Below are 19,745 nucleotides of genomic sequence, written 5' to 3' on the forward strand. Positions count from 1 at the left end.
CCGGAGAGAGCGGACCCATGCCAACACTCATCGGACGCCGTGCCGTCCTTGGTGCCCTCGCCGCGCCCTTCCTTGCAGGGTCCGCCGAGGCGCGCCCGCCCTTCCGGCTGCGCGAGGACCCGCAACCGCTGCTGTCCCCGCCGATCCTCGACGAAGCAGGCACAACGCGGAAACTCGACGATTTCGCCGGCCGGGTGATCCTCTTGAACATCTGGGCGACCTGGTGCCCGCCCTGCAGGGAAGAAATGCCGACACTTGACCGGCTCCAGTCCCGGCTGGGCGGCGCCGATTTCGCGGTGCTTCCGCTCTGCATCAACGACGCGGGCATCGGAAGGGGGCGGCGCTTCTACGACGAGATCGGCATCTTCGATCTGCCGCTCTATTGGGCTGAAGCCCTTCGGGTTCAGCTTGCCCTTGCCTTCATCGGCCTGCCGACAACCCTTCTGATTGACCGGAAGAGCCGGGAGATCGGACGTCTTCAAGGCCCGTTTGCGTGGGACAGCGAGGACGCCGTTGCCCAGATCGTTGGTGCCTTCTGAGGGATAAGTCGGTGTTGGTCGAAGACCATCAGCCAAAGATCGGACTCCGGGCGGATGTGATTTCAGGCCGCCGGATAGTTGGTATAGACCTCAAGCTCGCCATCGCGCCGGATCAGTACCATGTCATCGGCATCGCAGTTTTCTTCTGACCCAATGGGTCTCGGGTCGCGTTTGAACGCGACGCTGGCAACTCGAAAGGATCAACGGTCAAGCGTCGCTCAGTTGCAACATTCTACCTTAGTGCAGCATTCTCTCCTCTATACGTGAGACGAGGTCACAGGGCTGATCAGTCAATGATGAAGCTAAGCAATAACGAAAAAGATGAGAATCCCGTCGCGGAGAGTCCGCGACGGGCATCGATCTTGCGCCGACTGGTCGTGGGCTATTCTTCCAGGCCCGGCAGTTTCGAGAGCGGAAACTTCGCGCTCTGACTTACTCTTGGTGCGCAATCAGATTCTGGAATTGAAGCGTCCAAAAAAACCTTTGTGAGATTCAACACAACCAAGTTGAAAAGTATGTCACAGAACGCCCGTCAATACACTCTCACCTAAGGAAAATCCCCCCTGCCATAACTGAAACCCATCGTTTGGGCTTCCGAGGGTCCTGCATTCTCAAAAAGGTGTATCCTGTCTTGTGAGCTACTCCCCGAAAATCGGACAGTTACGGAAGCTATGATCTGACGTCTGCTGGTCTCTAAGAACGAGGAGATCAGGATATGAAGAAACGTAGGAACCATGACGCTGGGTTCAAAGCCCGCGTGGCGCTGGAAGCCGTGAAGGGCGAACGCACGGTTTCGGAGTTGGCTGCCGAATACGGTGTGCATCCGACGATGATCCACCAGTGGAAGAAGGCTCTGCTGGAGGGGGCAGCTGACATTTTCGAACGTGGCGGCGGCAAGAAGGCCCCTGAGGTCGATGAAGACACGGTGCGGGCGTTGCATGCCAAGATCGGGGAACTGGCCGTCGCCAATGATTTTTTGTCCAGAAAGCTCAAGCCCTGGACCGGGAAGTGAGGCGTAGCATGATCGAACGGACCCACCCAAAGCTGTCGGTCGGTGAGCAGTGCCGCCTGCTGTCGATCTCGCGGTCGTCGTTCTACTACGCGCCGCAGGGCGAGACGGCGATGAACCTCGACTTCATGCTGCTGATCGACAAGCAGTTCCTGGACACCCCGTTCTACGGCGTGCGGCAGATGACTTGGCACTTGCAGAACGAGGGCCATGCCGTGAACCAGAAACGCATCCGGCGGCTGATGCGTCTCATGCGCCTGATGCCGATCTACCAGAAGCCCGACACTAGCAAGCCCGCGAAGGGGCACAAGACCTACCCCTATCTGCTGGGCGGGCTGCGGATCGACCGACCCAATCAGGTCTGGTGCGCCGACATCACCTATCTGCCGATGAGAAAGGGCTTCCTGTATCTGGTCGCCATCATGGACTGGTTCACCCGAAAGGTTCTGGCCTGGCGCATCTCCAACACGCTGGAAGCCGACTTCTGCGTCGAGGCGCTGAACGAAGCAGTTCACAAGTTCGGCACGCCCGAGATCATGAACACGGATCAGGGCAGCCAGTTCACATCCTTCGCCTGGACCGACCGGCTAAAGCGTATCGGCACCCGGATCTCGATGGACGGTAAGGGGCGCTGCCTGGACAATATCTTCATCGAGCGTCTCTGGCGGTCCCTGAAGTATGAATGCGTCTACCTGCATGCTTGGGAGACCGGATCGCAGGCCAAGGCCGGCATTGGGCGCTGGATCATCTTCTACAACCACCATCGCCCACACACTGCCCATGGCGGACAGCCGCCCGCCGTGGTCTACTTTACCGCAACCCAAACCGATCAGCAGGTGCAGGCAGTAGCTTAAATCAGCCGGAAAACTGTCCAAAAGTTGGGGAGTAGCTCACTCTCCTCAAAGTCGCCAAACCAGCCGCGAGCTGATTCTTGACGGGTACTAAGCGGGATAGTCTGCCGACACCTCATTATTCAGGTCGTCAGAACTGTCCCGCCGTATTCGGCTGCTGTACAGCGCCTACGGCAAAAATTGACGTCGATAATCCGACGTTGTGCTGAAACCTCGGTTAGTCAAAATAACATGACCGGACACCATTTTCTGCGTGAGCACCAAAAGACGCACAGGCAGTCTGGCTGATCCGATATAATTACAGTTCATGTCAGGCGGCCGGATAGCTTGAAAAAACTTCCAGGCTTCCATCCCGGCGAACCAGCAGAACGTCATAGGCGTCCCGACCGTCTTCTGATCCCATGCCCGGCGAGCCGTAAGGCATGCCGGGCACGGCGAGGCCAACTGCGTCAGGACGCTCGTCAAGAAGCCTGCGGATATCCGCAGCCGGGACATGGCCGTCTAGCGCATAGCCGTCAACAGTGCCCGTGTGACAGGAAAACGCCTTTGCTGGTATGCCCTGATCCATCTTGAAGCGGATTAACAAGGTTCCCATCGACACCTCATCCGTAACCGTGAACCCCTGTTCGCGCAGATAGTCCACCCATGCATCGCAACATTCGCAGCCACGCCCCTTTACGACATGGATCGGCGGTTCTTCCTGTGCCCTTGCAGCAGGGGCTATGGCCAAGGCGGTCGCTGCCAGAATGACCTCGCGGCGGCCGATGCGATAGTCCGTCATCCACGTTCTCCATCGATCGCCGTCATGAAGCCGGTTTCGCTGCGCCAGGTGGCGAGGGTATCGAGATCTTCTGCCGAAGCAATCTCTTGTTCCGGCAGGGCATCCTGATCTTTCGGGTCAACCGGTCGGCCGTCGACACGAACTTCGTAGTGAAGGTTGGGGCCGCTCACGAGCCCGGTCGCGCCGACGGCACCAATCTCGTCTCCAGCCTTGACCCGTGTGCCCACGCGAACGTCTTCGGCAATTTCAGAGAGATGCGCATATCGCGTCACAACCCCGCCGCCGTGATCGATGTCGATCGTGGTGCCGTAGCCGCGGATCGTTCCCGCAAAGATCACCCGCCCGGCACCAGTTGCCGAGACGTCGGTCCCCACAGGTGCCGCATAATCGATCCCGGTATGCATGCGCACGCCGCCCAACACCGGATGGTTTCGGCGGCCGAAAACGGATGACAGTCGTGCGCCAAGTATGGGCGCCGCTGAACGCTGCACGGCTTCACCGTCTTCGAAGACTATGACTGGACCCGCGGCTTCGGTCGCAACGAGTTCGAGCACGCGATCCGCAAGTTCAAGTCTGGCGTAACTCAGGCGAGGCTCTCCCGCGATGCTGCCATCGGGAAGCTGATCTTCCTGCCAGACCAGCGCGAAGGTTTCTCCGCCTTTGAGATCGCGCCTGAAATCGACCTGACCCGCAAGCAGTGCGGTCAAATCAACAGCAAATCGTTCGGGTGCATTTCGTGCCATCAGGGCGTCATAGAGAGTTCCGTTGAGGGTCAAGGTCTCTCGCCGGTCTGTCTCACGAACCGGCGGGTCAAGACGCTGTGCCGCGATCGGCCCGTCGAACGAGAGAGCGATCTCCACACCATCTTCCACGAAGAGCGATAGGCGTGTCAGCGATGCCGGATCCCAGGACGCCGTAGTCCATTCGATCCGGTGGCCAGGTCGCAGGTCCGTCAGGTCGTAGACACCTGAGAGCGCAAGGGCTGCTTCTGCCCGGACCGTCCCGGGGATTCCTGCGTGACCAAGGACGCTGTCCAGGGTGTCACCGGGGGCGATTGTGGCTTCGAATGCCACGGGCAAATGCGCCGTCGGAGGATCGGCCACTGCCTGGAGCGGGGCGAAAGCCGCGATAGCAAGGATCAGAAATGCGGAGCGGATCATCTGGCAGAATGACCTTTCAACTGAGGGTTCGGCGGAGTTTGGGGACGGCGAAACGCCGGTCTTCATGGAAGTCTATGATGCTGGCAAAGCGCCCATCGGGGTGGAAAAGAAATACACCGGCGGTGTGGTCCATCGTGTAGTCGCCGCCCTCCTTATCGACGCGGCGATAGGTTGCGCGAAAATCCGCGGCCGCCTGAGCGACCTCGTCAGCAGGGCCCGTCAGCCCAATGATGCGTGGATCGAAGTTGCTGACGTAACCGGCTAGGGCATCGGGCGTGTCGCGCTCCGGATCGACCGAAATCAACGCCACGATCAAACGATCCGCGTCGGCACCCAGCTCCTCGAGCCAGAGCGATATGTCGCTCAATGTGGTCGGGCAGACGTCCGGGCACCAGGTGAAGCCGAAAAATACCATGACAGGGCGACCGGCCCAGTCAGAAGGTCGGACCAAGCGACCCTGGTGGTCGGTCAATGTCCAGGTCATCTGACCGATCGGCACGGGCAGGACCTCGCTGCGGGCTGGCCGATTGCGCGTGCGATAGGCCCCGACGCCCAGCATGAAGGCGACGGCTCCGACTGCCCCTCCCGCACCCAGGATTATTGCCCTGCGTCGGCGCAATCCGGACCCTCCGCGCGCAACGAGAGGACGTCGACATTCACGGTAACCTCGCCAGACTTTTCGAAGGAAAGGGTAACCGGAAAGCTGTCGCCCTCCTTGAGGGCCGTCGTCAGCTCCATCAGCATGCCGTGGTAGCCACCCGGCGCGAGCTGGACACTCTGACCGGCAGGGACCGGGACTGACATCGCATGCGGCATCGATGCGATGCCATCCTGTACGACAGTCTCGTGCAACATCGGCATTCCGGCTGCTGGCGTCGTGATGCCAACGAGCGCATCGTCGGTCGTCCCGGAGTTCTTGATCTCGACATAGAACACTCCGGGCCGTCCCGCGCCGATTGTCGCCTTGGACCAAGCGTGTTCAACGGTAAGATCGCCGATTGTCACGGTCTCACAGGCCATTGCTGCAGGTGCGGAGAAGATCAGTGTTGTGGCGAGAAGGAAGTGTTTCATGGGTCAGAGCCTTGTTAGAAGGTCGGAAACGATTTCGGCAGCAGATGTACCGTAGGTGAATTGACGCAGCCACTCCCCGTCTGGGCCGATGAGATAAAGGCTAGGGCTGTGCGCCATCGTGTATCCGTCCGGCGACGAAGTGTCGGCCTCCTGCTCGTAGAAGATCTTGAAGCTTGCGGCCGCAGACTTTGTATCCTCTTCGCTTCCTGCCAAAGCAAGGATCGCTGGATGAAAGGCCTTTGTGTAGTCATCCAGCCCTAAACGCCTGTCCCGTTCTGGATCGATTGAAATGAAAATCGGCTGCACCGATCCCGCGGCAGATCCAAGATCATCCATGACCTGAGCGACTTCGGAGAGCGTCGTCGGACAGACATCCGGGCAGCTTGTAAAGCCGAAGAACACCAACAGGAACTTTCCGCGAAATTCGGCAGTCGTGCGCATACGGCCTTCGCTGTCTGCAAGCGCGAAGGTAGGCATAAAGGCTGAATCAGCTGTTGCGGTGTCGTCCGTTGCAGGCCACCACCGCACCGCCAAAAACGTGATGACCGCCGCAGTGGCGGCGATCCAAAGGATAATCTGAAGAGAACGAAGACGCATGAACAGTCCGGAAGGCGAGATCAGCCTGTCGTCTAGAACCTCGAGCAACTAGAGGTTCAACCGACGAAAAAGTGAGGATTTCAGGATCGGCGATGTTTCGCCGATCAGGCTGCCCCAAGATACCTTGCGAGAGCGATTCCAAGGAGAGTGCCGAGCAGCCCGAAGGCGATGGCGAAGCCTGCGCCGTACTGCAGGCGGTCGACGGTCTTTCCGCCCCGCCGCCGTGCAACGAGGTAACCCCAAAGGAACCCGATGATTGCGAAGAGCGGCCCGATCATTTCGATGCACCTTTCAGGTTTGCCTGTTGCTGCCGGGCCCAATAGCCACTGATCGCCCACGAAGTGAGCATGAGAAAGAGAAGCGCCCAGTCTCCGAAGCGGGCGTAGATGGTTGCGGGCAATGGGCGGGGCAAGCGGATGTCGATCACGCCTGACGTGTCGATTTCGAGCATGGCCAATGTTGCCCCGTAGGAATCAACCACTGCCGAAATTCCCGTGTTGGCGGCCCGGACGAGAGGCAGGCCCTCTTCAATGGCCCGCATCCGGGCCGATGCCAAATGCTGCCATGGCCCGATCGAGGCACCGAACCAAGCGTCGTTTGTCGCGTTGAAGATCCAGTCCGGTCTGATCGCATCATCGACCACGTGTCCGGGAAAAATGATCTCATAGCAGATTGCGATCCCTGCATAGGGGTGTGGGCCGAACGCCAGTGTCCGGGGCCCTGGCCCCGGCGTGAAGTCTCCGAGCGATTGAACCAGACGCTGAAGGGGCAAAAGGCTCCGCCACGGAACGTATTCACCGAACGGGACGAGATGATGTTTGGCATAGCGGGTCAGGATGGTGCCGTCACGAGAGATAGCAAGCACGGCATTCCGGTAGACTGTCCCGGCCCCGGTTTCCTCCCGTTCCGGGCTGCCTGTCAGCAAGACGCCGGTCTCGGGCAAGAGCCAGCCCAACATTGCCCGGGCACCGGCATCCTCTGCCAGGAACCCTGGCCAAGCGGTTTCCGGCCAGAGCAGAATGTCGAAGTCGCCGGGCTGGGCCGAAAGCGCGATGAGTTTCAGGATGTTTGAGTTTCGGGTGGCATCATCCCATTTGGCACTCTGTGCGATGTTCGGCTGGACGACACGGATTTGCGCGCCGCGCTCTGACGGCACATCGGCGAACAGCAAGCGCATTGCACCAAATGCGGTCACCGACAAGGCGATCGCGCCCGCAGTGGCGAGGCGGCTGATGCGTTTCCCGTCGGCGGCCGAGACAAAAGCCAGTCCGGCCAGCGCGGCGCAGAGCACCAGAAGAAATCCCAGGCCGTAGCTTCCGAAGACAGAGGAAGCCTGCGCAGCGACCGGCCAGTCAGAGAGTGTGTAGGCAGCCAGGTTCCAGGGAAACCCGGTGAGAACATGGCCTCGCAGCCACTCCGTGGCGGTCCAGCTTGTCGCCATCGAGAGTGCCAACGGCAACCCGGCGCGTTCCATCCGTGCCGCCAGAGCGCAGGCCAGGGCAGGAAAGACCGACAGAAGCGCCGAAAGACCAAGAACCGCCGGCAGAGCCAGCCAACCGAACCGGTCCGCCTCAACCTGAAAACTTTCGGTGATCCAGAAAAGCCCGGGCACGAATTGACCGAGGCCGAAGAAGTATCCCAGCCTGAACGCGATGAAACCGGATGCGCGACGCACCAACACTGCCAGCAGAGCAAAGGCGATCAGCGCAAGTGGCAAGATCGAGTATGGCTGCAGAGCCAAGACGAAAAGGACACCTGCCACGATGGCGGCCCCCAAACTGGCCCAGCTTTGGACAGGCTTCCGGCTCGAGAACTGGTGTGCGCTTGAAACGTACATTCTTGCCACAACCCCTAAAATGGGAGGGATAGATAGCTGCTCTAGTAGCTTGAGGTGCAACGCATATGTTCGAAGATCACGGCATTGTCAGATTGGTGGCGCAGCGGTCGATTTTCGACGTGGGCTTGAAACTGTGGAAGGATCTTCCGCTTAGAACAAAACGACCAAGAGTTGGTGGGACATCTTCGTCGCTTGCAAGCCGCCAGATAAACTAGTGTGCGGTTGCGGGGAGAAAGGATGGTCGCGCTCATCGCCCCGAGTGCCGCGTGCTAACGGCTGTTTGATTTGCCTCGTCCACGAGCGAACGATACTCACACTCGAAAAGCGCTTGGAGGAGTGTTCCATGACCAGCGATTTGATGAAGCGGCGGGCTTTGCTGAGGGGCGCAATCGGGGTGGCCAGTTTTGCATCCCTGCCAGCCTGGGCGCAGGAAGGCAGCACGGAGTTTCAAGCTCCCGTCTCCAGCAGCGTGCGGAACAACGTGTCCAGCTTCCGGATGCCTCAGTGGCAGGATTACTTTGAGAACACCCGCGGTGGCGCGATCCTTGCGGACACCAAGTCACGTGCACTGCACTTTTGGTCAGAAGATCAATCGATCTACCTTCTCTATCCATCGTCCGTCCCTCTGTCCGAGGAACTGACCCGGCTCGGGCGAACCGAGGTTGTCCGCAAGGCCGTGAACCCGCCGTGGCGCCCGACGGCTTCCATGCTCGAGCGAAACCCAGATTGGCCGAAGATGGTGGAGGGCGGTGCACCTGACAACCCACTGGGTGTTCGGGGATTGTATCTGTCATGGCCAGCCTACTTGATCCACGGTACTCACGACACCCGAAAGATCGGACGCAGATCATCGAATGGATGCATCGGTCTATACAATGAGCATGTCATAGAACTCTACGACATCGCACAAGTTGGCACTCAGGTGCTGCTGATCTGATTTCTTGTACCGCCACACTCTTTGACCCAAGCGGGTTTCCGTGACGGGTTTCACCCTTGGAATCCAGAAGGAACAAGCAGGCGTTAGCCCAGCACAACAGTCGACAGCAGATTCACGTTTAGCACGATGATCACCGTCGCGATCAACCAGCACACGGCAGTCAACCACCATGGAGCCACCAGTTCGCCCATCTTGGCGCGGCTGGCGGTGAACATGACCAAAGGCACGATGGCAAAAGGCAGCTGGAATGACAGCACGACCTGACTGAGGATCAGAAGCTGCCCCACGCCTTCGGTGCCATAAAGCAGGATCACGAAGATCGCGGGCACGATCGCAAGGCAGCGGGTGATGAGCCGCCGCGCCCAGGGGGCGATGCGCAAATTGATGAACCCTTCCATCACGATCTGGCCTGCCATGGTAGCGGTCACTGTGGAATTGAGGCCCGCACACAACAGCGCCACGCCGAACAGGATCGGCGCCAGCGATGATCCCAGCAAGGGCTCTAGGAGCAAATGCGCCTTGTCGATCTCGGCCACGTCGTTTTCGCCCGCAGTGTAGAAGGTGGCGGCCGCGAGGATCAGGATAGAGGCATTGATTGTCAGAGCGAACATCAGCGCGATGGTGCTGTCCCAGGTCGCCAGTCGCAGCGCCTCGCGCTTGGCGGGCAAGTCAAGGCCGAAGGCGCGGGTCTGCACGATGCCGGAATGTAAGTAAAGATTGTGGGGCATCACGGTCGCACCGATGATCCCGAGCGCCAAATAGAGCATGGTCGGGTTGCCCAAGATCTCGCGGCTGGGGGCAAACCCGGCGATGACCTCACCCCACACCGGATCAGCCTGCGCGATGAGCACGACGAAACAGGCGGCGATTAGCGCCATAAGCGAGATGATCAGAGCCTCGATCCAGCGGAAGCCCTTGTTCTGGAGCCACAGGATCAGGAACACGTCAGCAGCGGTGATGAAGATGCCAATCTCCAGCGGAATGCCGAAGAGCAGATTTAGGCCGATGGCGGTGCCGATCACCTCAGCCAGGTCGGTGGCGATGATGGCCAGTTCGGCAAAGATCCAGAGGGGAATGGACATCCACTTCGGAAAGGCGTCGCGGCAGGCTTGTGCCAAATCGCGGCCCGACGCGACCGCCAGGCGCGCGCAGAGAGATTGCAGGAGGATCGCCATGATGTTCGACAGCAGCGCGACGAACAACAGCGTGTAGCCAAAGGCCGCACCACCCGCGAGCGAGGTCGCCCAGTTGCCGGGGTCCATGTAGCCCACGGCCACTAGGTATCCGGGGCCGATGAAAGCAAGGAAGCGCCTGAACCTGCTGGTGCCGCCATTGCCGACCGCGATAGTGCGGAAGACTTCCGAAAGGGAGGGTGTCTCGCTCTCTCGACGCCAAGCGTTCGCGGACATGGATTTTGCTTTCTGCAGTCATATGGTCGCGCCAAAGTCTTGGCGCACAAAGTTAGACAGGGCTAACAATCTGCCCTATGCCTTTACTTGTCAATCCATCCCATGCGACACTGACGCGATGACAGAGTTTGATCCTGCACCCCACGCCACATCGGATGACCGGCCTGCGGACCTGCGCGCCGGAGCGTTTCAGGGCGTGCGCGAAGCCCGGCGCAATGAGCTGGCCGAGGATTACGTCGAACTGATTGCGGAGTTGATCCACGACCAAGGTGAGGCGCGGCCCGTGGACATCGCCGCGCGGCTTGGCGTGAAAGTGCCGACGGTGAGCAAGACGCTCGACCGCCTGGCGCGGGAGGGGCTGATCACGCGCGCGAAGTATCGGTCGGTCTTTCTGACAGATGACGGGCGTTCGCTGGCAAAGGAATGCCGGCGGCGGCACGAGATCGTGCTGCGCTTTCTCATCAGTCTAGGTCTCGACCCCGTAACGGCGGAGCGCGATGCCGAGGGCATCGAGCATCACGTCAGCGAGCGGACGCTGGCCCTGTTTTCGGCCTTCGCTAGCCGGTCCTGAACGCCGTCAGCTATTCTGGACCGCGAACCGCACATCGGCGATCAGGCTGTCGGCGCTGAAGTTTTCCAGCCGCTTTCCGTTCAAGAAAAACGTCGGTGTCTGGCGGATGCCCAGGGCTTCGACATCGGCCGCGTCCTGGTTCAGAATTCCGGTGATCCCCGGGAAGAACTGGTCGGTTTCTGCCTTCTCGAGATCGAGACCTGCCGCACCAGCGATTTCCCAAGCGACATCCATCTCTGGCGAGCCGTGAACGGCCCAACCGGGCTGCTGCTCGAGAAGTGCGTCCAGCACCGGCTCGAACTTGTCCTGCATCCGCGCGGCCTCGAGGATGCGCACGGCCTCGTCCGAGCCTTCGTGGAAGACGGTGTAGCGCAGCACAACGCGGACCTGCGTCGGAAACTGCCGTCGGATTTCCTGCACCACCGGGTGGTAAGCGCGGCAGGCCTCGCAAGAGGGATCGAAGAACTCGACCAATGTGACGGGCGCATCGGCGGGACCGAAGCTGGGGGAATACTCTCGGACCAAAAGCGCCTGATCTGCGGTGGGCGTGGCGGCTGCCAGTGCCTCGGCCTCGGCTTCACGGCGACGGTTCAGGATGATGGTGCCAGCTGCAAAGGCGGCAAGCCCGACTGCGGATGCTCCGATCAGGAGGTTGCGGCGATTCATGGGCGGTGCCCTTTCGGCAAGAGGAGACAAACAAGGATCGCCGCGAAGGCGACCGCTGAAAGATAGGGGATGGGCAGGCCGAGGATCATCTGCGCCTCGCCGGTGCAGGATGGGCCATTCTCAGTGCAAGGCACGATAGGCGCGGGCAAGAGGCCGGCGTATAGGCCCGAATGCCAGGCCGCTAGCGCCAGCCCGGCCAAGGCCAACGGCAAGGCGTATGTGCGCGCTATGCCGTCTGCACGCCAGAGCGACAGACCAAGGATTGGCACGAGCGGGAACATGGCGATGCGCTGATACCAGCAGAGCGTACAGGGCATCTGTCCCAACACTTCGCCGATAAAGAGCGCGCCAAGCGTCGCCGCCAATGCAATCAGGAAGGCGGCGATCAGTGAGAGATCGTCGCGCGACAGACTCTGCGGGTCAGCTTTGGTCAAGAACAGGCTCCTTGCGGCGTCGAAGGGGAAGAGAGGCGGCAAGGATCAAGACCGCGCCCAGAGTGATCGCAATATCGGCGACGTTGAACGTGGGCCAATGCCAGTCGCGCCAATAGAAATCAAGAAAATCGGTCACGGCACCCTGTCGCAGGCGGTCGATGATGTTGCCAAGCGCCCCACCCACAACCAGGCCATAACCTATTCGTTCCAGCGGGTGCTGCGCCCGAAAAGCCATGACGGCGAAGGCAAGCGTCAGCGCGCCCGTCAGCGCCGCCATCAGGAGCGGCTTGCCCGCCATGACGCCACCCATCATACCAAAACTCGCACCCTCGTTGAAGCCAAGGGTGAGGTTGAAGCCCGGAAAAACCGGGACCGCAATCCCCTGCGACAGCGCAGACAGGGCCGCTGCCTTGGTCAATTGGTCTGCCACCACTGTGGCAGCGATCAGGCAGATCAGCACCGCTCGGGTCATCGTGCAGCCTTTCGGTTTATGCCGATCCAGCGCGGGACCGATGCGGCGTAACGGTCATAGTCAGACCCGATTGCGTCATGCAGGGCGGCCTCTTCCGACCGGACTTGCGTGCTGGCCGACCAGAGAAACAGGATTGGCGCGAGGACTGTCGGGACTGCCGGAACCGCCATCGCAACACCTGCCAGCAGGGCAAACTGACCGACAAAGGTTGGGTTGCGGCTAAAGCGGTAGAGCCCGTTCGAGACCAGATCGCCGGTCTCGCCGCCTGCCACGCCGACGCGCCACGACGATCCCATCGACATCTGTGCTGCAAAGGCGACCATCGCGCCAAGTCCGGCGACAAATACTCCGATCAGGCCGAGGACCACGGCACCCCCCTCGGTCCAGAGGGGATCGACCTTGTGCAGGGCAGGCATGGCGAGCCAGAGGAGTGGCCCGAAAAAGGCAAGTACGAAGGCGAGACGGAAGCCCATCGCAGCCAGACGGTCGCGTCCCGTGGCGCGCGAAAACAGCCAGACAGGCCGACCCGCCGCTTGCGCCGCCAGCGCACTACCCCAGAAGAACAGAGCCAGATAGCCGAACAGAAGGGCCAACGCGGCCCAGCCAAAACCTGAGATCATGATGTCAGCTCTCACGCTCAGGGTTGAACCGAAGCAGGCGCAGGGCGTTCAGGGTCACAAGCACTGTCGCCCCGGTATCGGCCAGGATCGCAATCCACAGGCCGGTCAGACCGAAAACCGAGGTCACCAGAAACACGGCTTTCAGCCCCAATGCGATGGTCACGTTCTGGCGGATGTTGGCCATCGCTACACGCGACAGGCGGATCGTGGCGGGGATGTCTGTCACCCGGTCGCGCAGGATTGCCGCATCGGCGGTTTCCAGCGCCACATCGGTGCCCGAGCCCATCGCCACGCCGACCGACGCCTGCTTCAGCGCCGGCGCATCGTTGATACCGTCGCCAATCATCATGACGCCACCCTTGGAGCCAATCTCGCGGATATAGGCGAGCTTGTCTTCGGGTAGCATGTCGGCCTCGAACCGCAGGCCGAGGCTTCCGGCAATCGCGGAGGCTGTGCGGGGGTTATCCCCGGTCAGGATCACAGAGGTCACCCCCATGGCCGTCAGCTGGCGCACAGCATCCTTGGCGTCCGCCCGTGGCTCGTCTCGCATGGCGATCAACCCAAGTGGGGTCTTCTCCCGGAACACCGCAACAGCGGTCTTGCCATCCTCTTCGAAGATTGTGGCCTGTCGCAAACCAAGGGCTTCAAGCCCACCATGTTCCATCGCGTAACGCGGAGAGGTGACCCATGCAGGCGCACCACCCACCGTCGCGACCACGCCTTTCCCCATCAACGCCTTTGCATCCTGCGACGACAGCGCGGCCACGCCTGCGTCCTTTGCCTTGTTCAGGATGGCGATGGCCAGCGGGTGGCTCGACCCCGTCTCGACCCCGGCCGCAACGGCCAGAAGCTCGGCTTTGGTGGTGGCCCCGAACGGCACGACGTCCGTCACCTGTGGACGACCATGTGTCAACGTCCCGGTCTTGTCGAAGGTCACGACATCAACCTTCGCCGCCGCCTCGATCACGGCACCGCCTTTCATCAAGAGGCCGCGCCGCGCGCCCGTGGACATAGCCGAGGCAATGGAAGCGGGGACCGAAATGACCAGCGCGCAAGGGCAACCGATCAGCAGTAGGGCAAGACCGCGGTAAACCCAGGTGTCCCAAGGCTGGTCGAACGCCAGCGGCGGCACCAGCGCCACCAGCGCCGCCACGGCAACGATGGCGGGCATATACCAGCGGCTGAAGCGGTCGATGAAGCGCTCGGTCGGCGCGCGGGCCTCCTCGGCCTCTTCGACCAGACGGATGATGCGGGCGATGGTGTTGTCTTCCGCGCCCTTAGTGACTTTTACCCGCAGCGCTGCCTCGGTGTTGATTGCGCCTGCGAAGACCGCATCCCCCGGCCCGCGCGTCTTGGGCACGCTTTCGCCAGTGACCGGGCTTTCATCGACGCCCGACGTGCCGTCCACGATCTCGCCATCCGCCGGAATCCGGTCGCCGGGGCGGACCAGCACGGTCTGGCCCACGTTCAGGCTTGCGGCAGGCACCTCGCGCGTGGTGTCGCCGGTGACGAGTTGCGCGGTCTTCGGGACAAGATTTGCCAGCGCCCGGATCCCGTCGCGCGCTTTGCCTGCCGCGACGCCTTCCAAAACTTCGCCCACGGCGAAGAGGAAAACGACCAACGCCGCCTCTTCGGCCGCATTGATGAACAGCGCGCCGATGGCAGCGATGGTCATCAGGCTTTCGATGGTAAATGGTTGCCCCATCCGCAATGCCGCAAAGGCACGCTGCGCCACCGGGGCCACGCCGATCAGACAGGCCGCGACGAAGGCCCATTTGCCGATCTCGGGCGCAAGATATTCGATGATCCAGGCGGCACCCAGCAAAAAGGCAGTGAAGATCACCAGCCTACCCTTGGCCGTTTGAAACCACCGCTTGCTCCGGTCAGCAGGGTCGTCATGGATATGGCCGGCGCTACCGTGGCTGGACTCGTCCTGCTTGGTGCCGGCTGCCTTTAGGCCGTGATCGTGACCGGCATGATTGTGACTGGCATGATCGTGTTTGGCGTGATTGACATCCGCATCCGCGTCAGTCTTTTCGACTGCAGCTTGTCCGGGCAAAACGAACTCTTTCTTCGCCGATGCCGTGCGTGGCGCAATCTCGTAGCCAAGTGCGCGGACAGTCTTCTCGATCCTGTCTTTCCCGGTCTGTGTTTCATCGAGCGTCAGTCGCAGGCGCTCCGACATGATCCCGACCTCAACGCCGCTTACTCCCGGCAGACGCGCGACAGCATCTTTGATTTTAGTTGCGCAGGACCCGCAGTCCATGCCTGTCACTGTCCAGTCGCAGGACGTTTCGCGTGCAGCTTCTGGCATCGTCATTCCTCCTGCCGCAGGGCGGGCAGTTGATTTCATCGAATCAGTAACTTAATGTCTCTAGCAACTATAGCTTCAAGAGGAATCTGATGCTGACCATCGGAAAATTGGGCGAAGCCGCCGGGGTGAAGGTTCCGACGATTCGCTACTACGAGCAGATCGGCCTTTTGCCCGAAGCGGAGCGTAGCTCAGGTAACCAGCGGCTTTACAGCCGCAAAGCGCTGGAACGGCTGGCCTTCATCCGCCACGCCCGAGACCTGGGCTTCAGCCTCGAGGCAATCCGCGACCTCCTCAGCCTGTCGGACAAGCCCGACCAATCCTGTGCCGGCGCCGATGCCATCGCCAAGGCGCAACTGGCTGAGGTCGAAAGCCGTCTTGCGAGGCTGACGGCGTTGAAAAGTGAACTGGAACGCATGGTCGTGCAATGCGCAGGCGGGAAAATCGCCGATTGCCGGGTGATCGAAGTGCTGGGCGACCATTCCCTATGCTCTGCTGATCACCGCCACCCCGAGCCTGAGCCGAATTGACGGCCGCCAAAAGCGCGCGTGCGGTTGATGCCGGAGCGGCGTCGGCGCGAGATCGCGGTGTGCTTCATCTATTGGACATATACGCGCCAAGTCGCAACAAAACTTTGACTGGTTCCCGGTTTGGCAAGTCCTGCCATCTTCTCCAGTCTGTTAACCTTGGTACTTTCGAATCTTGCAAGAAGGTCGGGTGCGGTGAATGATGAGATCTACATCATTTCCTTTCGGTTCCTGGCGTGCAGAGCAGTAGTGGTCGAATCATGTCTGACTAACGCACCAGTCGTTCTTTTTTCCCTCCTGACCGGCGCGAGACGTCACGTAACAAGCAATCGCTCAAACCAAAAAGCTGGTCAACGACTGCTTACCGTGGCCACGATGAATTAGAATTCGGAGTTTCTCTTCTCATCGCGATATCTCAGACGCGATGACCGCGTAGCCATGGACCGCAAGGATGGCCGCGAACCTTGCGCATCCGAATTGTTCAGCGACTCTAATAACCCGGGCATCGTAGGCCGCTTTGCCAATAAGCCTGCAGAGATCAGATGCGTGAAACTGCCAATTCTTGCTCGGAGCAGCCGAAATCAGCCGCTGCAGTTCCTGTTCCTTCAGGGTTGCCGCGCGCTTCGGCTCTACGTGCACAGCGCCTTTCACTTTCGTTTCTGGCAAGGCGCGCCACCGCCGCATGAAGCCCAGAAGAAACCCCGCGGGCACAGCTGCATTCCCGCGCGCTCTGTTGAAGGCAACGAAGCGCTCCCAAATGACCTGCGCATCGACGTTCCAGCAGGCGAGCGACGCTTTCGCAGCCTTGATCAGATCCGCCCAAGGTGTGCGATAAACGTTGCTCCCTGCATCAATGTCGATCCTGCCTGCAAAGATAGTTTTGTTCTTAGAGTCTCTAGATAGTGATGTGTCGCCTGAGGCTGACACGACATCTGGCGGCGCATCGGCAGCCTCGTGCCCCCCAAACCTGAAGAGCCACGGCGCGAACTTACCGTTTGGCTTCCACCGGACCAGCGCCAATCCTGAAGCCGCAAGCTCGACCAACAGTGCCGTGAGGTGCTGACGCGACACTCCCATCTTCTCGGCGAGATGCGCCAGCGTGAACGCGGCTGTTCCGCGCTCCAGGCCGTTGTAGCCATCCTTCCAGGCGATCCCGTCGAGGATGATCGTCGCGAGCTTGTGCGCCGCCGTGGAGAGCGGCGTTTCGGTGATACGGCGCAGGATGGCACCGGTCGTGAGTTCCATGATGTGTCGTTCCGTCTTGGGGCGACACCAGACCGTGAGGCGTGCAAAATTTCGTTTCGGCAAAGGCATTTGCCGGTTGAACGGACCCAAAGCTCGCGCTAGATTCCCACTACCACGAGGGAATTCAGTGCGGCGTCGGGCCTATGGTCTGGCGTCGTTTCTGTTTCTCGGTGCTACGTCTTCCGATCGTTATGTCAGAGGGGGGTCGTTCAGGGCTCAGTAATGAACCTCTTCGTGTCCGTAGCTGCCTTCATAGTCGCGCCACTCGACGAAGACTGACCGGTGCCGATAGTCGCGGCAATCCGCAGGAACAGCGAGATCTGATGCAGCTGGAACAGCAGAAACACTGCTCCGGCGACGGCTGTAGTCGCCCTGATCGCCATAGGTGCCCATGTACACGACGCCCCAGCTGTTGCAGTCGCCATGCTGATTGCGTCGCTGCTGGTAGGTGATCTCGAACACGCGGATCGAGCGGACGAAGTCAAACGCGGGATCGGAGATGTCGACATCTGCCCGGTCCTGGACGAGCTGAAGCGCCCACGGCGTTTCTGGGATCGAGACGAGAGGTTCACCGCGAACGGCGATGTCGAACAGGCGCTCGATCGGTTGCGCCTCACCATGGAAACTCGCCCGCATTGGACAGTTCCAGATCTGCAGCGGCGGTTCGATCGGCCAGGGTGTGATGCGCCGGATGAAGACCGCCCGCGCGTGGGCGCATTCGGCGGAGGCCGGCCAGCCCCCTGCGAGACAGAGGAGGATCGCGCAGTCGACCGGATAGGCAGCGGCCGGTGAGACGACGGCAGTCGAAAGCCCAAGACCAAGGAGCAGGGCATGGAGGTGACGTTTCACGGGAGATCCTTTCTCACAGGGATGGTGTTGATGAGGCGGGTGTAGGCCTTGGTCGCCGCCCGGGCCTCATCCATGACGCGGGCGCGCTCTTCATCGAGGCAGGCGATGTGTTCCGTGATCGACGAGAAATACGTCTCGAACTCTGCGGCAATTTCTGCGCGGTACTCGGTCAGGACGTCGACTGGCAGCTCGGTACTCGGTGCTTCAGGGGGCAGGCAACGAATCACCTCAGGTTGTGCCGAGGTGGGGGCCACACCGAGCAAGGTGCTCGTTGCTACGGCGTATGCGACACGCAGCACGCCCATCTGACGTAAATGCATCGCGCTGATCGGCACCGGAGGCGGGGCGCTATTTCCCTTGTTCCGTAGGTCGCGCGAGGTCTGTTGATCTTCTGAATTCGTCGACACCTTCGGTCCTTCCCCAGTCATCAATCTCGCGTCTGGCCGACCAGGAGCGACCCTTGTCGAACGCCATCGAAGACTTATTTTATAGTGTTTGTCATTTTTACGTTGTATGCGCCAGACTTTCTGTTAGGCATCGCCGCACGGAAAACTTTCCGTTACAACGATCCCCGACAGATCGAACCCGAGGGGAACCCATGACGACAAGAAGACGTGCTTTGCCCGTCTTGCTGGAACGCGATTTCCGCAAGATGGCGGCAACGGAAGGAGCAACGGTTGAGATCGAGTGTGTGTCAGCTCCGGACCCCGAGGGGCGCTTTTCCGGCGAGTGGCTGTTCTATGTCGTCAACGCCTCAGGCGAACGCTTCATGCTGGTCACGGCCCTTGCACGGGAACGGATCGTCAACTCGCCGATCGGGATGTTCGGCCTCGCCTTCGGCAAACTTGCCCTCGATCATCTCGACGTGCCTGCTGTCGCTGGCGATGTCCGGCGCGGCATGCGGAGCCTCGCAGGCCGAGGTGATCCGGTGGAATGACAGGGGCGGGCAGGGGACAGCGATCGAGCTTGCCGCACTCGATACATCCGTCCTGCGCTATGACGGACAGGGCAAACTGATTGCTCCGATGCGGCAAGAACCGGAAGAAGAGGCCCGGGAAGGGGAGGGGGAGACAGTCGACGTCTCTTTCAGCTCCAAAGGCGTTGCGGCACCGGCTGAGGTGCTACCCGCGATCCGGCTGATTGCAGCCCGCTATCAGGATGATCCGGCTCTCTTGGCGCTGGATCTCTCACCAGCTGAATGGGCCGCGTTCTTCCAGGCGATGATCAAGGTCGAGAGCAATTACTCCCAAGGGGCAGTCAGTCATGCCGGCGCCCTTGGCCTCGCACAACTGATGCCCGGAACAGCGGACTATCTGCGCGTCGATCCGGCCGACCCGATCGAAAACCTTGACGGTGGTGCGCGCTATCTCCTCGAGCAGATGGCCGAGTTCGGCAGCCTCGAGCTTGCGCTTGCCGCCTATAACGCCGGGCCGGAAGCCGTGCGCAAATACGACGGCATTCCGCCCTTCGACGAGACCCAATCCCACATCGTAAAGGTGATGGCGGCTTACGACCGCATCCTCGCCGATCTCTGACCAGAAGGACAAATCCAAGACATGCGTAACGAACAAGTGGCTCTTCTGGGCCTGACTCTTTGCACCCTGGTGTTGGCACAAGCCGAGCCCGCTCTGGCACAAGTGGTCTTCACCAAAGCCGAGACCGTGGCGACCGGCATCCTTGCCTCGTTCCGGGGTACGCTCGCGACTGCCTTCTTCGGCATCGCCTTCGTGGTCACGGGCTTCCTTGCTGCCTTCAACCGCATCTCCTGGGCCTGGGTGGCCTTGGTCGTGGTCGGAGCCTTCCTTGTGTTCGCGGGGCCCGCCATCGTCGCCAACCTGCGCTCATCCTTCAGCTGAGGC

The 19,745-nt window shown here is 60.8% G+C and carries 24 protein-coding genes; 9 read left to right on the forward strand and 15 right to left on the reverse strand.

Annotated elements, in window-relative coordinates; translation table 11 throughout:
• Positions 1 to 17 precede the first annotated feature (17 nt).
• The 3 genes from IE126_RS22415 (at position 18) to IE126_RS22425 (ending at position 2,402) form a co-directional block, all read left to right on the forward strand.
• Positions 18 to 539: a TlpA family protein disulfide reductase gene (locus IE126_RS22415; RefSeq protein WP_229825821.1), complete on the forward strand. Its 522-nt coding sequence runs from the start codon at positions 18 to 20 to the stop codon at positions 537 to 539.
• Positions 540 to 550: 11 nt separating this feature from the next.
• Entirely contained in the window at positions 551 to 688 is a 138-nt protein-coding gene (locus tag IE126_RS22420) for a hypothetical protein (protein WP_189382367.1), read from the forward strand.
• A gap of 566 nt (positions 689 to 1,254) precedes the next feature.
• A protein-coding gene (locus tag IE126_RS22425) for an IS3 family transposase (RefSeq protein ID WP_407646079.1) occupies positions 1,255 to 2,402 on the forward strand; the annotation gives its coding sequence in 2 pieces (ribosomal slippage) (positions 1,255 to 1,510 and positions 1,510 to 2,402; 1,149 coding nt in all).
• Positions 2,403 to 2,709: 307 nt separating this feature from the next.
• On the opposite strand, the gene IE126_RS22430 is transcribed toward IE126_RS22425, so the two are convergent.
• The 6 genes from IE126_RS22430 to lnt form a co-directional block, all read right to left on the reverse strand.
• Positions 2,710 to 3,180 carry a DUF411 domain-containing protein gene (locus IE126_RS22430; protein ID WP_089258465.1) on the reverse strand — a complete coding sequence of 157 codons (471 nt, stop codon included), beginning with the start codon at positions 3,178 to 3,180 and terminating at the stop codon, positions 2,710 to 2,712.
• Positions 3,177 to 4,340 carry a M23 family metallopeptidase gene (locus IE126_RS22435; protein WP_157791948.1) on the reverse strand — a complete coding sequence of 388 codons (1,164 nt, stop codon included), beginning with the start codon at positions 4,338 to 4,340 and terminating at the stop codon, positions 3,177 to 3,179. Before IE126_RS22435 ends, IE126_RS22430 begins: the two co-directional genes overlap by 4 nt.
• 16 nt (positions 4,341 to 4,356) lie before the next feature.
• The gene (locus IE126_RS22440; RefSeq protein WP_189382369.1) at positions 4,357 to 4,899 is read right to left on the reverse strand and encodes an SCO family protein; all 543 of its coding nucleotides are present in this window, start codon (positions 4,897 to 4,899) and stop codon (positions 4,357 to 4,359) included.
• Between the two features lie 38 nt (positions 4,900 to 4,937).
• Entirely contained in the window at positions 4,938 to 5,411 is a 474-nt protein-coding gene (locus tag IE126_RS22445; RefSeq protein WP_089258459.1) for a copper chaperone PCu(A)C, read from the reverse strand.
• 3 nt (positions 5,412 to 5,414) lie between these two features.
• A complete protein-coding gene (locus IE126_RS22450; RefSeq protein ID WP_089258457.1) occupies positions 5,415 to 6,008 on the reverse strand; it encodes an SCO family protein in 594 nt (197 codons plus the stop codon).
• 274 nt (positions 6,009 to 6,282) lie between these two features.
• A complete protein-coding gene (gene lnt, locus IE126_RS22455) occupies positions 6,283 to 7,770 on the reverse strand; it encodes an apolipoprotein N-acyltransferase (RefSeq protein WP_229825823.1) in 1,488 nt (495 codons plus the stop codon).
• Between the two features lie 418 nt (positions 7,771 to 8,188).
• On the opposite strand from lnt, the gene IE126_RS22460 reads away from it, so the two are divergent.
• The gene (locus IE126_RS22460; protein ID WP_089258453.1) at positions 8,189 to 8,782 is read left to right on the forward strand and encodes a L,D-transpeptidase; all 594 of its coding nucleotides are present in this window, start codon (positions 8,189 to 8,191) and stop codon (positions 8,780 to 8,782) included.
• A gap of 83 nt (positions 8,783 to 8,865) precedes the next feature.
• On the opposite strand, the gene IE126_RS22465 is transcribed toward IE126_RS22460, so the two are convergent.
• On the reverse strand, positions 8,866 to 10,191 hold the full coding sequence (locus IE126_RS22465) for an Nramp family divalent metal transporter (protein ID WP_089258451.1): 1,326 nt from the start codon (positions 10,189 to 10,191) through the stop codon (positions 8,866 to 8,868).
• 118 nt (positions 10,192 to 10,309) lie between these two features.
• Between IE126_RS22465 and mntR the strand changes: the two genes are divergently transcribed.
• Positions 10,310 to 10,762, forward strand: coding sequence for a manganese-binding transcriptional regulator MntR (mntR, locus tag IE126_RS22470; protein WP_089258449.1), 453 nt, complete (start codon positions 10,310 to 10,312; stop codon positions 10,760 to 10,762).
• Between the two features lie 6 nt (positions 10,763 to 10,768).
• Here mntR and IE126_RS22475 read toward each other — a convergent pair whose 3' ends face one another.
• The 5 genes from IE126_RS22475 to IE126_RS22495 are packed head-to-tail and all read right to left on the reverse strand — an operon-like array spanning position 10,769 to position 15,268.
• Positions 10,769 to 11,428 (reverse strand): DsbA family protein, encoded by a 660-nt coding sequence (locus IE126_RS22475; RefSeq protein ID WP_089258447.1) that lies wholly within the window; start codon positions 11,426 to 11,428, stop codon positions 10,769 to 10,771.
• Entirely contained in the window at positions 11,425 to 11,862 is a 438-nt protein-coding gene (locus IE126_RS22480) for a disulfide bond formation protein B (RefSeq protein ID WP_089258445.1), read from the reverse strand. Before IE126_RS22480 ends, IE126_RS22475 begins: the two co-directional genes overlap by 4 nt.
• The gene (lspA, locus tag IE126_RS22485; protein ID WP_089258443.1) at positions 11,849 to 12,334 is read right to left on the reverse strand and encodes a signal peptidase II; all 486 of its coding nucleotides are present in this window, start codon (positions 12,332 to 12,334) and stop codon (positions 11,849 to 11,851) included. Before lspA ends, IE126_RS22480 begins: the two co-directional genes overlap by 14 nt.
• Positions 12,331 to 12,954: a methyltransferase family protein gene (locus IE126_RS22490; protein ID WP_089258441.1), complete on the reverse strand. Its 624-nt coding sequence runs from the start codon at positions 12,952 to 12,954 to the stop codon at positions 12,331 to 12,333. Before IE126_RS22490 ends, lspA begins: the two co-directional genes overlap by 4 nt.
• Before the next feature lie 4 nt (positions 12,955 to 12,958).
• Positions 12,959 to 15,268 (reverse strand): heavy metal translocating P-type ATPase, encoded by a 2,310-nt coding sequence (locus tag IE126_RS22495; protein WP_089258545.1) that lies wholly within the window; start codon positions 15,266 to 15,268, stop codon positions 12,959 to 12,961.
• Positions 15,269 to 15,357: 89 nt separating this feature from the next.
• Between IE126_RS22495 and IE126_RS22500 the strand changes: the two genes are divergently transcribed.
• Positions 15,358 to 15,795, forward strand: coding sequence for a MerR family transcriptional regulator (locus IE126_RS22500; protein WP_089258439.1), 438 nt, complete (start codon positions 15,358 to 15,360; stop codon positions 15,793 to 15,795).
• A gap of 399 nt (positions 15,796 to 16,194) precedes the next feature.
• On the opposite strand, the gene IE126_RS22505 is transcribed toward IE126_RS22500, so the two are convergent.
• The 3 genes from IE126_RS22505 to IE126_RS22515 form a co-directional block, all read right to left on the reverse strand.
• Positions 16,195 to 17,037: a hypothetical protein gene (locus tag IE126_RS22505; RefSeq protein ID WP_189382371.1), complete on the reverse strand. Its 843-nt coding sequence runs from the start codon at positions 17,035 to 17,037 to the stop codon at positions 16,195 to 16,197.
• Between the two features lie 216 nt (positions 17,038 to 17,253).
• A complete protein-coding gene (locus IE126_RS22510) occupies positions 17,254 to 17,886 on the reverse strand; it encodes a hypothetical protein (RefSeq protein WP_229825825.1) in 633 nt (210 codons plus the stop codon).
• The gene (locus IE126_RS22515) at positions 17,883 to 18,293 is read right to left on the reverse strand and encodes a hypothetical protein (RefSeq protein WP_149143159.1); all 411 of its coding nucleotides are present in this window, start codon (positions 18,291 to 18,293) and stop codon (positions 17,883 to 17,885) included. The genes IE126_RS22510 and IE126_RS22515 overlap by 4 nt, the downstream gene beginning before the upstream one ends.
• Positions 18,294 to 18,484: 191 nt before the next feature.
• On the opposite strand from IE126_RS22515, the gene IE126_RS22520 reads away from it, so the two are divergent.
• The 3 genes from IE126_RS22520 to IE126_RS22530 are packed head-to-tail and all read left to right on the forward strand — an operon-like array spanning position 18,485 to position 19,742.
• Positions 18,485 to 18,823 (forward strand): hypothetical protein, encoded by a 339-nt coding sequence (locus tag IE126_RS22520; protein ID WP_141135736.1) that lies wholly within the window; start codon positions 18,485 to 18,487, stop codon positions 18,821 to 18,823.
• Positions 18,807 to 19,421 carry a lytic transglycosylase domain-containing protein gene (locus IE126_RS22525; RefSeq protein WP_229825826.1) on the forward strand — a complete coding sequence of 205 codons (615 nt, stop codon included), beginning with the start codon at positions 18,807 to 18,809 and terminating at the stop codon, positions 19,419 to 19,421. The genes IE126_RS22520 and IE126_RS22525 overlap by 17 nt, the downstream gene beginning before the upstream one ends.
• A 21-nt stretch (positions 19,422 to 19,442) precedes the next feature.
• Complete coding sequence (locus IE126_RS22530; protein ID WP_189382255.1) at positions 19,443 to 19,742, forward strand: TrbC/VirB2 family protein; 300 nt, start codon at positions 19,443 to 19,445, stop codon at positions 19,740 to 19,742.
• Positions 19,743 to 19,745: the final 3 nt, after the last annotated feature.

This window comes from Gemmobacter nanjingensis (genome assembly GCF_014652195.1).
GTDB classification, from domain to species: Bacteria; Pseudomonadota; Alphaproteobacteria; order Rhodobacterales; family Rhodobacteraceae; genus Gemmobacter; species Gemmobacter caeni.